We start from the raw sequence: 13296 nt of genomic DNA on the forward strand, positions 1-13296 counted from the left end.
TTAGTGAAGCATTAGCGGGCCGCGTGATCATGGGCGCGCCCACCGGACGCTCGCCGTCCGGAAACGCGCAGTCCAGAGAGAGACCCATGAGACCAAGAATCGCCGTAGTAGCGGTCACGGCCGTGCTGGCCGTCGGCGCCGCCGCCGCCGTCACCGTCGCCACCGCCAATGCCTCGGAGGACACCGGCATCGCCGTCACGGCGTCGAGCGGTACCGGGCAGCCCGTGGATCCCAGCCCGACCGAGACCGAGCTGTCCCGGTCCACCGGCGAACCGGACCCGGAGGTCTCGACGACACCGCCCGCGGCGCCGACGCCGACGCCGACCAAGACGACGGGCCCGGCCCCCACGCCGGCCCCGAGCACGACGAAGGGACCGTCGCCCGCACCGACCAAGTCGACGAAACCGCCCACGCAGAAATTCAGCGGCAAGGCGTCGTACTACCAGCCCGGGATGGGAGCGTGCGGCCAGCACATCAACCCCGGCGACCGCGTGGCCGCGATCGATTCCTCGCTCTTCGGGTCCGGATATCCGGCCCCGAACTGCGGCAAGAAGATCGTGGTCACGTACAAGGGCAAGTCCGTCACCTTGACCGTCCTCGACGAGGCGCCGGGCGCCGGCCGGGGCGGCCTCGACCTGACGCCCGGCGCCTTCCAGGCACTGGCCTCCCTCGACGAGGGACAGATCAACGTGACGTGGCATTTCGTGAAGTAGGAGCACTGGGCTGAGCGCCCGCGCTCCGCGGGCCGCGCGGCCCGCCCGGCGTTCTTCCCGCGCCGGGCGGGCCGCGCGCACGCCGGTTCGATGCCGCGCCGCCGCCGCCGTCCGTGCCAGCATGGGGACCGGTGCGACACATCGGGTCAAGCGAACGGACGGGGCCACCCCGCAGGCGCCTCGTGCTCGCCGCCATGGGCTGCGCCGGCGGCATGATCATGCTCGACCAGACCGTCGTCGCGGTCGCCCTCGCCCCCATGGCCCGGGGCCTGGGGCTGACGACGTACGCACTGCACGGCGTGGCACTCGTCTACGTCCTCGCGCTGGCCGCGTTCGCGCCGGTCGGAGGCATGGTCGCCCGCCGCTTCGGCCTGTTGCCCACCTTCCGCTTCGGGATCCTGCTCTTCGCCGTCGCCTCGGGTGGCTGCGGACTCACCCCGTCCGGTCCGGCTGCCGAGCCCTTCCTGCTCCTGATGCGGGCCCTCCAGGGCGCCGGCGCCGGGCTGATGATCCCGGTGGCCACGACCTTGATCACGGGCCTGTACGAGGAGCGCGAACGCGGCCGGGCGCTGGCCACCTACGCGGGGCTGGCCCAGGTCTTCTTCGTGCTCGGGCCCGTGGTGGGGGCGCTGCTCACGCAGTACCTCGGGTGGCGTGCGGTCTTCCCCGTCAACGTGCCCGTCGCCGCCGCGGTCCTGTGCCTGGCCGCCGGGGCACGGGTCGAAGAGGAACCGGAGGGGCGACCGCTCGCCGTGGTGGCGCCGCTGCTCATGCTCCTGTCCGTGGCCGTGCTCGTCCTCGGGCTCTACTGGTGCGGGTTCCGGGGCTTCACGGACCCGCGGACCTTCGCCGTCCTGGCCTCCGGTGCGGTGTCGCTGGCCGTGGCGGTGCGCCTCGTGCTGCGCTCCCCGGAGCCCTTCCTCGACCTGCGGTTGCTGGGCATCCGCCCGTACGCCGTGGCGGTGACGCTCACGGCCATGGTGCAGGCCGCCCAGCTCATCCTGGTGGTGCACGGCACGCTGTTCCTCCGGCAGGCCATGCACCGGTCGCTCCTGACCACGGGCCTCTCCCTGGTGCCCCTGGTCGCCGCGCTGACGGTGGGCACGCTCCTGTCCGGGCACCTGCTGGACCGCCACCGCTCCATCCGGATCCCCGTGCTGCTCGGGCTGGCGGCGGCCACGCTCGGCGCGGTGCTGTGGACGGTGGCCCTCCCGTCGCACACGTACGCGTGGCAGGTGCCCGGGATGGTCCTGGCGGGGATCGGGATGGGCCTGCCGGTGCCCGCGCTGAGCGCCGAGCTGATGCGCCGGGTGCCCGAGGGCGAGCGGGTCGACGCCTCCGTCCTGCGCCAGACGCTCCGCCAGCTGGGCGGGGCCGTCGGGCTGGCGCTCGCCGGCGCGATGGTCCTGACGGCGAACGACGACTCCGCCGATGCCGCCGGCATCGTCGACGCCACGGCCACCCCGGTGGCCTTCGTCACCGCGAGCGGCTTCCTGTGCGCCGCGCTGCTGTGCGCGGCCGTCATGCTGCCGGCCGCGGAGCGGACGCGAAGGCGCTGATCAGCCGGGGTGCGCCCGGCGCGCCGCCACCCGCGACGGGCCACCCGGGAGGTGGAGGGGCCCGATCTGGTGTGGACTCGGTGGGACCAGAAGTTGACCGCGGGGCGGGGCACGACGAGGAAACAGAGGAACGCAGCCATGGCACCGAGCAAGCCCAGCATCGTCTTCGCCCACGGGCTGTGGGCCGACGGATCCTGCTACAGCAAGCTGATCCCGACCCTCCAGCGGGAGGGCCACGAGGTGGTGTCCGCGCAGAACACCCTGGACACGCTCGACGGGGACGTCGACGCGGTACGCCGGGCCCTCGCCCGGGTCAGCTCCCCGGCGATCCTCGTCGGGCACTCCTGGGGCGGCTTCGTCATCACCGCCGCGGGCACGGACGCACGGGTGGCGGGGCTCGTCTACGTGTCCGCACTGGCCCCGGACGCGGGCGAGACACCGCAGGACCTGCTCGGCAAGTTCGCCCCGCCGCCCTTGTTCTCGCACCTGGACGCCGAGGACGGGCGCCTGTGGATCAGCCGCGACGGCATCTCCGACTTCTGCGGTGACCTGCCGGAGGCCGAGCAGCAGCTGGTCTGGGCGACCCAGGTGTCCGCGGGGGAGGCCGTACTGGGGGCCTCGACGGACGACCCGGCCTGGCGGACCAAGCCGAGCTGGTTCGTCGTCTCCCGGCAGGACCGCGCCGTCGACCCCGAACTCCAGCGCTTCGAAGCGGAGCGCATGGGAGCCACCGTGGTCGAGGTCGACTCCTCGCACGTGCCGATGCTGTCCCACCCGGACGTGGTACTGGACGCCATCCGCGCGGCGGCCCGCGGCGTCTGACCTCCTGCGCTCACACCTGCGCTCCCCGGGCCGGGACCGGTCCGGGGAGCGTGCGGTGTCGGCGGCGTGTCGGGAGCCGTCGGTCCGCTGTCGGCGGTGTCGGACACCTTGTGACTGGCCCTGTTCACAGGCGAGTTCAGTTTCAAGGAGCGCACATGTCGACCACTGTACGAGCGGGAAGCACCGTGATGTTCACCGGTGACTCGATCACCGACTGCCAACGACTGGCGAGCGAGGACGGCCTCGGTTGCGGCTATCCGCTGCGCATCGCGGGCGAGTGGGGGCTGCGGCATCCGGACCGGCCGGTGACCTGGCTGAACACCGCGATCGCCGGCAACAAGGTGAGGGACCTCGCCGCCCGCTGGCAGACCGACGTGCTCGATGCGCGCCCGGACGTGGTGTCGATCCTCGTCGGTGTCAACGACATGGGGTGGCACACGCTGGACCCGAAGGGGTACGTGATCTCCGCGGACGAGTTCGAAACGGCCTACGGGCGGCTGTTGACCCCCCTCGCCCGGGCGGGCACGCAGCTGATCCTCATCGAGCCCTTCCTCCTGCCGATCCACGGCGTCGTCGAGGCCGGCGGCGGCTCCGTGCTCATCGGGGAGGCGGAGCGAACCGAATGGCGCGTGGACCTGGACCCGAAGATCCAGGCCGTGCGCAGGCTCGCCCGCAGGTACGACGCTCGGCTGATCGCCGCCGACGGCATGTTCGCCGAGCTCTCGGCGACGACCGAGCCGGAGCACTGGAGCGCGGACGGCGTCCATCCGACGCCGGCCGGCCACGCCGCCCTCGCGGCGGCCTGGCTACGTCTGGTGGCGTGAGGGCTTTCAATCCTCGAAAGGTACGAACCGGGCGAGCGAGGTCCAATCCAGCGGGCCCAGGATCGTGGCGAGACGGGCGAACGGGTCCTGTGCGGGCGATTGGAACCACATCACCGAGAGCTCCGTGTGCCCGTACTCCGCAATTCCCTCGGGCGTCCACCCCGACGTCAGGCGAGCGTGGACCGTCTCGCGCGGGAGCCACTCGTCGACCTGCTCTTCCGCGTCGGCCCGGATCCCGTCGAGATCGTCCACGTACACCTGCGCGGTGCCCGTCATCGCCTTGTCGATGCGGAACAGATTCATGCGGCGGTGCAGGTGCGGCGTGCCTTCGAGCAGGCCCTCGCGATTGTCGCTCGTCGTGAGCGTGCGGAGCTCGGCGCGTACGGGCCCCACCTGGTAGCTGCGCAGCTCGTCGTTCCTCGTCTGGATCATGGGCCAGAGGTTAGGCGTGCCCGGAGGGCACGCCAAACGACTTTTCCGAGGCGCCCCCCGGTTGCCGTGCAGGTCTTTTAGCCGGTGTTCCGGGGGGTGTCAAGTCCCGAGTTTCCGGAGCGTGACCGCCGCGCGGCCGTGGGGCTTACTGGTGATGCGGGCCTCACCGAAAAGGAAACGAGGCAGCGAGGGAGAGAAGGAAAACCTCCTCGGAGGAATTCCGAACATCCCTGGATAAGAGATCCCCGAATATCGGGGAGTCCATTCGTTCGCTCATCATTCATAGGAGAAGGTCATGAACCGTAAGGCGCGCACCAACAACGTTGTCCGTACCAACCGCCGTGGATTCCGACTGGCGACGCTGTTCGCTTCGGCGGCCATGATCTCGGGAGGGGTCCTGATCCCCGCGTCCATGGCGTCGGCGGCTCCGATGCCCGCTCACGTGGCCATGGCCTTCCCGTCCGCCGGTGGTGCCGGCGGGGACGGCGGCGAGGGCGGCGGGGGCCTGATCGGCGGGGGCGGCGGTTCCGGCGGGTCGGGCGGCGGCAGCGTCACCGGTGTCGGCGGTAACGGCGGCAACGGCGGCAAGGGCGGAACCGGTGTCCTCACCGGTGGTGGCGGTGGCGGCGGCGGTGGTGGCGGCGAGGGCGTGATCGGCGGCAACGGCGGCAAGGGCGGCGACGGTGGTGGCGGTCTGTTCGGCGGCAGCGCCGGCAACGGTGGCGGTGGCGGCGACGGCGTCCTCCAGGGCGGCAACGGCGGCAAGGGTGGCCACGGCGGCAACGGCGTCTTCCAGGGCGGCAACGGCGGCAAGGGCGGCAAGGGCGGCCACGGCGGGATCTTCGGTGGCATCGGCGGTGGTGGTGGCGCCGGAGGCTCCAGCATCTTCTGACCGGCCCACCCGACCGGACCGGGGGGAGGCCTTCGAGTCTCCCCCCGGCCGACCTCCCCCTCACCCACAACTCCCGCTGGTGGCACGGCCACTCAGGCGCTCACCGATTCGGAGAACCCCGTCATGTTCACAAGCTCCTGGCAGCGTCCGCTCGTCCTGGCGGCGGCTTCCCTGGCCTTCGTCACCGGCACGGCGTGCGCCGCGCAAGCAGCGCAGTCCCACGCTCCCTCGGGCACCGTCTCCTCGGCCCTGCCGGGGCAGCCCGCCAACTGCGCCACGGGCGGCAGCGGCGGTGAGGGCGGCGAAGGGGGCGAAGGGGGCAAGGGCGGTCGACCGGGTAAGCCCGGTGAACCCGGCAAGCCCGGCACGTCCGGTGGCTTCGGCTGCTTCCGGTTCGGCGACCTGCCCGACAAGCCGGAGGCGGAGTTGACGGTGGTGGACCGGGTGCGGATCGTGCTGATCCTGCTGGCCGACGACTCCGACGCGACCAAGGAGAAGATCGCCAAGAAGTACAAGATCTCGACCGAGCGGATCGACACCTGGAAGAAGAACTACCTGGCCGGTGACTGGTTCGCCCTGGTGACGAACCTCGCCACCTGACGCGGCGCGAACTGTCCTGTTCCGCAAGGGCCCTTGAGGGGGCCTTTGCGCATGTCCGCGAGGTAAACGTCCCTCGGGGCGTTTAGAAGATCGCATTCTGGTTACACCAAGTAGCTACAGGCAACAGCCAGTACTCGACGGAAGGCAGGAAGATGACCTTCGCCATCGTGTTCATCCTCGTCGCTGTCCTCATCACCATCGCCCTGCTGGCCCTCGCACCCAGCGCCCCCGCGCGACGCAACCCGTTCCCCGGCCGCCGACGCGCCGCCGCCCATCGCCGGCCGGAGGCTTCCCGGCTGAACCGGGTCCCGCGCCAGCACGGAACCCAGCACCCCGCGAACTGACCCGGCCGCTCCGCGGCGGCCCCCCGGCCACCCCGCGGCGGCCGTGCACAATGGGGGCATGCGCGCTCCCATCGGCCCCTTCGGCGAGGCCCGCCCCGCCCCCGACCATCTCGACGAACTGGTCGGCCCGGTGGCCGACGCGATCCGCTCCTGGCGGGGGACCGTCCCTGCCGGGCGGATCGTCTACGTCGACACCGATCCCGCCATCGCCGACACCGCGGCCTTCGTGGGGCACTACGGGCAGGAGCTCCTCGACCAGTCGGCGAACTGCGTGATCGTCGCCGCCCGTCGGGGCGGCGCGACCACGCTCGCCGCCTGCGTGATCCCCTCCGGCGCCCGCGCCGATGTCAACGGCGCCGTGCGGCGTCGGCTCGACGCGCGCAGGGTGTCGTTCGCCCCGATGGAAACGGCGGTCGAGCGCACGGGCATGGAGTACGGCGGCATCACCCCGATCGGCCTCCCGGCGGACTGGCCGCTGCTGGTGGACCGCGCGGTCGTCGACACGCCGTACGTACTGATCGGCAGCGGCCGCCGCCGCGGCAAGCTCATCGCCCCCGGCGCGCTCTTCGCGGAACTCCCCGGCGCACAGGTGATCGACGGCCTCGCGGGCTGAGGGCCAGGGCCGGGGCCAAGAGGTGGGGCTGGAACGCAGGCCCGGGGAAACAAGATCGAGGGTAGAGTGGGAGCGCTCCCATGGGGCTCGATCGGCGTAACGTGTGCTGCGGCGACGGGTCGGGGTTTCCACCGCCTGGCCCGCTCAGTCGACCGGGCCGGCGCCCGGCGCGGAGCGCGATGGCGTACGAGGGGAGTTCCGTGAGCGTGCGGCAGAACGGCAGACCCACCCTGGAAGAGGTGGCGGCCCTGGCCGGCGTCGGTCGGGGGACGGTTTCCCGGGTGATCAACGGCTCGCCCCGGGTGAGCGAGCAGGCCAAGGAGGCCGTGGCCCGGGCCGTCGCCGAGCTGGGCTACGTGCCCAACCAGGCGGCCAGGGCGCTGGCCGGCAAGAGGACCGACGCGGTCGCCCTCGTCATTCCGGAGACCGAGGCCAGGCTCTTCTCGGAGCCGTACTTCCTCGATCTGATCCGCGGGGTCAGTGCCGAGCTCGCCGAAGCGGACAAGCAACTGCTGCTGACGCTCGTACGGACCGACGCCGAGCGGCAGCGCTTCGAGCACTATCTGGCCGCCCGGCGGGTCGACGGCGTCCTGCTGGCATCCGTCCACGGGGACGATCCGCTGCCGGACCGGATAGCGGAGCTCGGGCTGCCGGTCGTCATGAACGGCCGGCGCTCCGAGGGCGAGCCCGTCGACTACGTCGACTCCGACAACATCGGTGCGGGTCGGGCGGCCGTCGCCCATCTCGTCGGGCGGGGCAGGAGCCGGATCGCGACCATCAGCGGGCCGTTGGACATGTACGTGGCCCGCGCGCGCCTGGGCGGCTACCGCGCGGGGCTCGCCGAAGCGGGCATCGGGCCCGACGAGGCGCTGGTGGCGACCGCCGACTTCACCGAGGCCGGCGGGCGGGCGGCGATGCGCGAGCTGCTGGAACGCGCCCCCGACCTGGACGCGGTCTTCGCCGCCTCCGACGTGATGGCGGCGGGCGCGCGCGGCGTGCTGCGCGAGGCGGGCCGCACGGTGCCCGAGGACGTCGCCCTGGTGGGGGTGGACGACTCGGCGGTGGCCCGGCTGATGGACCCGCCGCTGACGAGCGTGCGCCAGCCGATCGAGGAGATGGGCCGCACGATGACCCGACTGCTGCTCCAGAAGATCGCGGGGGAGTACGGATCCGCTCCCGCCGCACCCCCCGCGAAGGGCGAGGAGCCGCGCAGGGTCCTCCCGACGGACCTGGTCGTGCGCGAGTCCAGCTGAGGGTGAGCGGCGAACGTCCGCACCGATGTGTGAGCGGTGGCCCGTGACGCCGCCCCGCCGACGGGGGCCCGCCGGGCCTCCAGTAGCGTCCGTCCGGTGACCACTGCGACCCCGTCCGAGCCCGGTGTTCCCGCCGAAGGCGTCGATGCCGTCGACGCCCTCGTCCGGTTCTGCCCGCCGCCCGCCGATCCGCCGCCCGCCGTGGATTGGGAAGGGACCGAGCGAGCCCTCGGCGTCGCCCTGCCCGCCGACTACAAGCGGCTCGTCGAGACCTACGGCGACGGCGTCTTCGACGGGACGATCTGGCTGCTCGTCCCCGATTCCGCCTACCAGGACTGCGACTTGCGCCTGCGGACGGCGGAGCGGGACGAGGACCTCGCCTACCTGTGGGAGGCGGGCGAGGCGAAGCCCGCCGAGCTGCTGGAGGCGGGGACCCGCGTACTGCCGTGGGCGTTCGAGGAGGGCACGGGGGCGTTCCTCTACTGGCTCGTGCGGCCCGGCCAACACCCCGACGAGTGGACGGTCCTCTACAACGAGGGGCGCGGCCCGATGTGGGAGCACCACACGACCGGGTGCGCCGCCTTCGTCCTGGCGGTGCTCGACGCCACCGCGCGCACCCGCTACTTCGGCCACCTCCACGAGGTGTCGAGGCCGACGGAGCACCGCTTCGAGCCGGCCGCCGACACCCTCGGAGCGGCGCGGCCGTGACGAACTTCCGCCGCGCGGCCGGATTCCGCTTCGGGTGGTCACGGCCTGGGAGCAGGCGCACCCGGAGGGGCTGAACCATGCGCCGGAGAACCGCCCGCCGCATCCCGGCCACGTCACCGATCCGCCACGTCACGCCCTCACCGGGACCGGTCGTCCTCGTCGAGCCGTCGGGCCAGGTCGATCTTGGTGAACGCCGGTCGGCCCACGTCCCGGTACTTCTGCTTCACCCGGTCCAGGTAGTACTTCGCGGTGTAGACGCTGATCCCGGCGCGCCGGGCCGTGGCCTTGAGCGTCAGCCCCGAGGCGTAGTCGCGCAGCACCTGGAGTTCCCGGGGTGCCAGGTGCGGCCGGCTCGCGGTGGTGTCCCGCACCCAGGCGAAGGCGAGTTCGGGGGAGTGCGCCGTACCGCCCGCGGCCACGGTCTCGACGGCCTCCACCAGGGTGTCCAGCGCGTGGTCCTTGGTGAGGTAGCCGTCAGCCCCGGCCGCGACGGCCGCGACGACCATGGCGGGGTCGGCGATCGTGCTGATGACCAGCACCTTGCTCCCCGCGGCCCGCACCCGGCGGACGTTGGCCTCCGGGCGGGACCCGTCCCCGAGTACGAGGTCGAGGAGCACCACGGCGGCGGACCGCGCCGGAGCGGTGGGGGTGTGAGCCGGCGGGGCCAACAGCTCGTCGACCGTCGACGCGGTCGCGATGAGGCGCAGGCGGTGCTGGCCGGACAGCCAGGCGCGCAACCCGTCGAGGAGCATGCGGTCGTCGTCGACCACCGCGATGTCGATCATGCCGGCCAGCGCAATGCGACCAGGGTCCCCTCGCCGGGGCGACTGTCCACTTCCGCGCTGCCTCCGACGGCGACCATCCTGCCGTGTACGGAGCGGCTGAGTCCGGTGCCGGCACGGCGACCGCCCTCGGCGGACGCGTCGAAGCCGACGCCGCGGTCGGCCACGGTCACCTCGACGCCGCCGGGCCGGGCGAAGACGGTGAGGTAGGCCAACGGGGTCCGCGCGTGGGTGCGCACGTTGTTCAACGCCTCGGTCACCGCCGCGGCCAGGGCCCGGGCGACTTCGTGCGGCAGGTCCGGCACCGCGCCGTACTGAGCGGTCACCTTGAGGCCGAGGCTCTCCGCGGCGCGGGTGGCCTCCTCCAGGGCGGCCGCGGTACCGACCGTGTCGGGGGCGGGCGGGCCGTCGTACCGGTGCGGTGCTTCGAGGGTGCCGGATTGGACGAGCCGTCGGAGGTAGGCCGCTTCGCGGGCACAACGGTCCCGGAATCCCGGCGCGTTCACGTCCACCCGGCCGGCGGCGATGGTGGTGAGGGTGGCGAGCACGGTGTCGTGCAGTGCGGCGTGGTGCGCGGCCCGTTCCGCCTGCCGGGCCCGTGCGCTCTCGGTGACGACGGCCCGTTCCTGGGCGATGTCCAGCAGCCTCCCCTGACGCTGCAGGTACCACCAGCCCGGTCCGGCGATGGCCACGGCCTCGACGACCGCCGTGACGTGTTCGAGGAGGGCCGGCGTGGAGGAGGTCGCGATCGTTTGGTGGACGGCGAGCGAGGTGAACAGCATGAGGAGGACGGCGAGGGCGGCGCTCCGCCGGCCGAGCGTGACCACGGCGGCGGCTGCCGCGGAGAGGGCGGGCACCATCAGCCAGCCGTGCGGTTCCACCGTCGGGCCGTCGCCGATGGCCGCCACGGCCACCCACGGGAGCAGGCAGCCGGTCAGCAGCACGTCGGCCCAGACCCCCGACGGTCGGAACCCGCCGCGCAGGAGGGCCGAGCCGTAGACGAACACGGTGACGGCGGCCACGGCGGCCAGCAGACCGATGCTCCGCCAGTCGAGCGCGACGGCGCCCACGACATCGGTCGCGTACACGAGGTGCGCGATCCGGAACAATGCTGCGGCCTTCACGGCGGACCGCCGTGCACGCTGAAGCCCCACTGACACCCCCCGTGTGACGAGATCCCCCCGACGCGACTAGCCCCCACTAGCGCACGCACCGGTGCCCGGACCGGCACCCCCTGAATGGGCGGGTTCCGTGCGCTTAGTGCATCTCGCCACGTTTCTCCGCGTCAAGACCGTCACCGGACAACCGGACACCTGGACGTCCGGCCACATCGGCCAGCCGCAGGGCGGCCCCTTGAACCTCGTGCGGCGCGCCGAGGTGGAGGCCGCCGGCCGGGTGGCCGCGGCGATGGTCACGGTGCCCCCGCCGGGCATCCCCGTACCGATGCCCGGCGAGTCCCGGAGGACGGCGACTAGCTGATCGAATGCGTCCGAGGGGACGCCTGATCCACGACGGCGGTTCTCAGGAGGGCTTGGCCGACGAGAAGGCGGTGACGGTCACCTTGTTGTCGCACTCGGCGAAGACGCCGTCGTCCATGGCGATCTGGTGCGCGCCCGCTCCGGGGACACCGATGACGAGCGTCGGGAAGGTGACGGGCTTGGCGCCGGACACGCAGTAGCCGTCGGCTTCGCCCTGGACGTTGACGAAGGTCATTTTCGTCCAGGCGCGGGCCCCCGGGGCCAGCGAGACGGTGGCGGGGGAGCCGGTGGGGGTGGTGGCGAGCGGGGAGTTGTGCTCCGGGGAGCCGTTGCCGGCTCCGGCGACGGTCGGGAAGCCGCGCAGCGTGCAGGCGTGCGTCGAGGAGTTGGTGACCGAGACCAGGGCGGCGCCCGTCCCCGTACCCGGCGGCCGGACGTCGGCCTGGTGGGCGTCGGAGACCTTGACCTGGTCGGCCGTGCAGGGCTTCCCGCCACCCGCCGGCGGCGGTGCCGAATGGCTGGCGGTGGGGGCACCGGCCCCGGCGGGGGAAGAGCTGGCGGTCGGCGCGGTCGGCGCGGTCGGCGCGGTCGGCGTGGACGATGCCGAAGCCGTGGCCCCGCCCGACGGCTTGGCGACCGCGCCGTCGCTCCCGGACGGCGTACAGCCTCCGGCGAAGGCGGTGACCGCCGCCGCTGCCACCAGCGCTGCCGCGGTCCGCCGGACACCTGATGAGTACCGCATGAGCTCTCCCCGAGGTTCACGACCGGCCCTACACCGGCACGCACCGGTGAACACAGCACCACTTCCCCGACGGTTCTCGCCGCCGCCGCGCTGTGGCGGTTCCGTAACGAGCCCGATACGCACCAGCGACCAGCGACCGACGTCCACACCAGGCCCCCACCACCGAGCCGCCGTCCCGGGCGGCGCTGCCCGGAGGACCGCTGTCACTCAACGTGGCCAGTTCACTGCCGGCCGGCCGGCACGGGCTGCTCTTCGGGGTCGGCGGGCACACCGGACGCCGTGGCCCAGCGGTCCTCGGCCATGAGCATCGCCACCACCACCGCGACCAGGGCGACGAGCTGGGCCAGCCCGGAGAGGAGGTGGCCGACCGGCACGGTGAGGAGCGCGACCGGTACGGCGGCCGCACGATACGCGAGGGGCCGCAGCCGGAGCGTGGCGCGGAAGGCGACCTCGCCGGCGAGGAACAGGGCCACACCGGCCGCCAGCGATACGGCGGGGGCGACGTGCAAGGGCTCGCCGAGGTGCGGGAGCACCTTCTTGACCCCGGCGGCCAGGCAGGCGATGCCCAGGAGCATCGGCAGGAACGAGTAGTAGAAGGCCCGCATCGCCAGCGCGAAGCGATCCGGCACCGCCGTACCGCGGAAGGCGGCCTCCGCGGCGCTCTCGTCCCGTACGAAGTAGGTCCACCACAGCGCGGCCACCAGGGCCAGGGTGAGGAACGTGCCGCCGGCGACCCCGACCGACATCGCCATGTCACCGATCCCGATGCCGATCGCCACGACCGACTCGCCGAACGCGATGATCAGCAGCAGCCCGTGCCGCTCGACGAAGTGCGCCGGGTCGAGCCCGCCGAGCTGGCTGCGCAGCTCGACGGCGGCGTCGCCGTCCGTGCGCCCGGGGGCGAGTTGGGCCACGTAGGGCGTGACGAACTGCAGCACCAGGGCCACCACCCACAGGCCGTGCGCGACGACCCCGACGGCCGGGCCCGCGGCGGTGACGGACAGGGCGGCCAGGCAGTTGGGTATCGCGTACCAGAGCACGTTGCGGCCGTGGCTGCGGGAGTACAGGGCTCCGTGCACCACGACCACCAGGAGGTAGCCCAGCCCGAAGGCCACACCGGCCCCCGTGTCGCCGAAGGCCCGCGGGACGGACAGGGCGCACACCAGGAACCCGCCCATGCCGAGCAGGAGCAGCAGCCGCCGCGAGGTGCGGTCGGGCGGCACCTGGTTGGTGAGGTGGGCGTAGGCGCCGTACATCCAGAAGAGCACGATGAAGATCAGCGCGACGCGACCCGCGGTGGCGAAGGTCAGGTCGTGCGCGAGCATCACGGTCAACTGCGTGATCGTGAACACGAAGACCAGGTCGAAGAACAACTCGAGCGTGCTGACTCGCCGCTCGGCCTCAGGGTGGAGCTTGGACATGCCGGCCACTCCATCAAGGCCAAGACACCGCTGTCCAGGAGAAGTTCCCCCGGGCACGGCCGCTTTCGGAGGAAGATCGCGCTTGCCCGAAAAGAGACCCCGACCACCCCGCG

The 13296-nt window shown here is 72.7% G+C and carries 16 protein-coding genes; 11 read left to right on the top strand and 5 right to left on the bottom strand.

Annotation, left to right across the window (positions count from 1 at the left end; translation table 11 throughout):
• Nucleotides 1-86 precede the first annotated feature (86 nt).
• From ACZ4UB_RS12565 to ACZ4UB_RS12580, 4 genes are all read left to right on the top strand, one after another.
• Complete coding sequence (locus ACZ4UB_RS12565; protein WP_468070115.1) at nt 87-713, top strand: RlpA-like double-psi beta-barrel domain-containing protein; 627 nt, start codon at nt 87-89, stop codon at nt 711-713.
• Between the two features lie 182 nt (nt 714-895).
• Nucleotides 896-2272 carry an MFS transporter gene (locus tag ACZ4UB_RS12570; protein WP_468070116.1) on the top strand — a complete coding sequence of 459 codons (1377 nt, stop codon included), beginning with the start codon at nt 896-898 and terminating at the stop codon, nt 2270-2272.
• Nucleotides 2273-2410: 138 nt separating this feature from the next.
• On the top strand, nt 2411-3094 hold the full coding sequence (locus tag ACZ4UB_RS12575) for an alpha/beta fold hydrolase (protein ID WP_468070117.1): 684 nt from the start codon (nt 2411-2413) through the stop codon (nt 3092-3094).
• A 155-nt stretch (nt 3095-3249) separates the two neighbouring features.
• On the top strand, nt 3250-3918 hold the full coding sequence (locus ACZ4UB_RS12580) for an SGNH/GDSL hydrolase family protein (protein ID WP_468070118.1): 669 nt from the start codon (nt 3250-3252) through the stop codon (nt 3916-3918).
• Between the two features lie 6 nt (nt 3919-3924).
• Here ACZ4UB_RS12580 and ACZ4UB_RS12585 read toward each other — a convergent pair whose 3' ends face one another.
• The gene (locus ACZ4UB_RS12585) at nt 3925-4350 is read right to left on the bottom strand and encodes a hypothetical protein (protein ID WP_468070119.1); all 426 of its coding nucleotides are present in this window, start codon (nt 4348-4350) and stop codon (nt 3925-3927) included.
• A 295-nt stretch (nt 4351-4645) separates the two neighbouring features.
• Between ACZ4UB_RS12585 and ACZ4UB_RS12590 the strand changes: the two genes are divergently transcribed.
• The 6 genes from ACZ4UB_RS12590 (at nt 4646) to ACZ4UB_RS12615 (ending at nt 8760) form a co-directional block, all read left to right on the top strand.
• On the top strand, nt 4646-5242 hold the full coding sequence (locus ACZ4UB_RS12590; protein ID WP_468070120.1) for a hypothetical protein: 597 nt from the start codon (nt 4646-4648) through the stop codon (nt 5240-5242).
• A 123-nt stretch (nt 5243-5365) separates the two neighbouring features.
• Nucleotides 5366-5842 carry a hypothetical protein gene (locus ACZ4UB_RS12595; protein WP_468070121.1) on the top strand — a complete coding sequence of 159 codons (477 nt, stop codon included), beginning with the start codon at nt 5366-5368 and terminating at the stop codon, nt 5840-5842.
• A gap of 152 nt (nt 5843-5994) precedes the next feature.
• Nucleotides 5995-6186 carry a hypothetical protein gene (locus tag ACZ4UB_RS12600; RefSeq protein WP_354382169.1) on the top strand — a complete coding sequence of 64 codons (192 nt, stop codon included), beginning with the start codon at nt 5995-5997 and terminating at the stop codon, nt 6184-6186.
• 58 nt (nt 6187-6244) lie between these two features.
• Nucleotides 6245-6799 carry a YbaK/EbsC family protein gene (locus tag ACZ4UB_RS12605; RefSeq protein ID WP_468070122.1) on the top strand — a complete coding sequence of 185 codons (555 nt, stop codon included), beginning with the start codon at nt 6245-6247 and terminating at the stop codon, nt 6797-6799.
• A gap of 179 nt (nt 6800-6978) precedes the next feature.
• Nucleotides 6979-8052, top strand: coding sequence for a LacI family DNA-binding transcriptional regulator (locus tag ACZ4UB_RS12610; protein WP_468070123.1), 1074 nt, complete (start codon nt 6979-6981; stop codon nt 8050-8052).
• Nucleotides 8053-8148: 96 nt separating this feature from the next.
• Entirely contained in the window at nt 8149-8760 is a 612-nt protein-coding gene (locus ACZ4UB_RS12615; RefSeq protein WP_468070124.1) for an SMI1/KNR4 family protein, read from the top strand.
• Between the two features lie 137 nt (nt 8761-8897).
• Here the strand turns inward: ACZ4UB_RS12615 and ACZ4UB_RS12620 are convergent, their stop codons facing one another.
• Together ACZ4UB_RS12620 and ACZ4UB_RS12625 are read right to left on the bottom strand one after the other, a co-directional pair.
• Nucleotides 8898-9545 carry a response regulator gene (locus ACZ4UB_RS12620; RefSeq protein WP_468070125.1) on the bottom strand — a complete coding sequence of 216 codons (648 nt, stop codon included), beginning with the start codon at nt 9543-9545 and terminating at the stop codon, nt 8898-8900.
• The gene (locus tag ACZ4UB_RS12625) at nt 9542-10666 is read right to left on the bottom strand and encodes a sensor histidine kinase (RefSeq protein ID WP_468070126.1); all 1125 of its coding nucleotides are present in this window, start codon (nt 10664-10666) and stop codon (nt 9542-9544) included. The genes ACZ4UB_RS12620 and ACZ4UB_RS12625 overlap by 4 nt, the downstream gene beginning before the upstream one ends.
• 127 nt (nt 10667-10793) lie before the next feature.
• Here ACZ4UB_RS12625 and ACZ4UB_RS12630 point away from each other — a divergent pair, with 127 nt between their 5' ends.
• Nucleotides 10794-11021 carry an Orn/Lys/Arg family decarboxylase gene (locus ACZ4UB_RS12630; protein ID WP_468070127.1) on the top strand — a complete coding sequence of 76 codons (228 nt, stop codon included), beginning with the start codon at nt 10794-10796 and terminating at the stop codon, nt 11019-11021.
• A 42-nt stretch (nt 11022-11063) separates the two neighbouring features.
• On the opposite strand, the gene ACZ4UB_RS12635 is transcribed toward ACZ4UB_RS12630, so the two are convergent.
• Nucleotides 11064-11762: a DUF4232 domain-containing protein gene (locus ACZ4UB_RS12635; protein ID WP_468070128.1), complete on the bottom strand. Its 699-nt coding sequence runs from the start codon at nt 11760-11762 to the stop codon at nt 11064-11066.
• A gap of 221 nt (nt 11763-11983) precedes the next feature.
• On the bottom strand, nt 11984-13183 hold the full coding sequence (locus ACZ4UB_RS12640; protein WP_468070129.1) for a low temperature requirement protein A: 1200 nt from the start codon (nt 13181-13183) through the stop codon (nt 11984-11986).
• Nucleotides 13184-13296 lie beyond the last annotated feature (113 nt).

This window comes from Streptomyces sp. NPDC028419 (assembly GCF_055565515.1).

Bases quoted from the DNA above. Each gene is read 5' to 3' on its own strand.
- ACZ4UB_RS12635 (WP_468070128.1), bottom strand. From the start codon at position 11,762: ATGCGGTACTCATCAGGTGTCCGGCGGACCGCGGCAGCGCTGGTGGCA.
- ACZ4UB_RS12585 (WP_468070119.1), bottom strand. From the start codon at position 4,350: ATGATCCAGACGAGGAACGACGAGCTGCGCAGCTACCAGGTGGGGCCC.
- ACZ4UB_RS12620 (WP_468070125.1), bottom strand. From the start codon at position 9,545: ATGATCGACATCGCGGTGGTCGACGACGACCGCATGCTCCTCGACGGG.
- ACZ4UB_RS12610 (WP_468070123.1), top strand. From the start codon at position 6,979: ATGGCGTACGAGGGGAGTTCCGTGAGCGTGCGGCAGAACGGCAGACCC.
- ACZ4UB_RS12605 (WP_468070122.1), top strand. From the start codon at position 6,245: ATGCGCGCTCCCATCGGCCCCTTCGGCGAGGCCCGCCCCGCCCCCGAC.
- ACZ4UB_RS12600 (WP_354382169.1), top strand. From the start codon at position 5,995: ATGACCTTCGCCATCGTGTTCATCCTCGTCGCTGTCCTCATCACCATC.
- ACZ4UB_RS12580 (WP_468070118.1), top strand. From the start codon at position 3,250: ATGTCGACCACTGTACGAGCGGGAAGCACCGTGATGTTCACCGGTGAC.
- ACZ4UB_RS12640 (WP_468070129.1), bottom strand. From the start codon at position 13,183: ATGTCCAAGCTCCACCCTGAGGCCGAGCGGCGAGTCAGCACGCTCGAG.
- ACZ4UB_RS12590 (WP_468070120.1), top strand. From the start codon at position 4,646: ATGAACCGTAAGGCGCGCACCAACAACGTTGTCCGTACCAACCGCCGT.
- ACZ4UB_RS12565 (WP_468070115.1), top strand. From the start codon at position 87: ATGAGACCAAGAATCGCCGTAGTAGCGGTCACGGCCGTGCTGGCCGTC.
- ACZ4UB_RS12595 (WP_468070121.1), top strand. From the start codon at position 5,366: ATGTTCACAAGCTCCTGGCAGCGTCCGCTCGTCCTGGCGGCGGCTTCC.
- ACZ4UB_RS12575 (WP_468070117.1), top strand. From the start codon at position 2,411: ATGGCACCGAGCAAGCCCAGCATCGTCTTCGCCCACGGGCTGTGGGCC.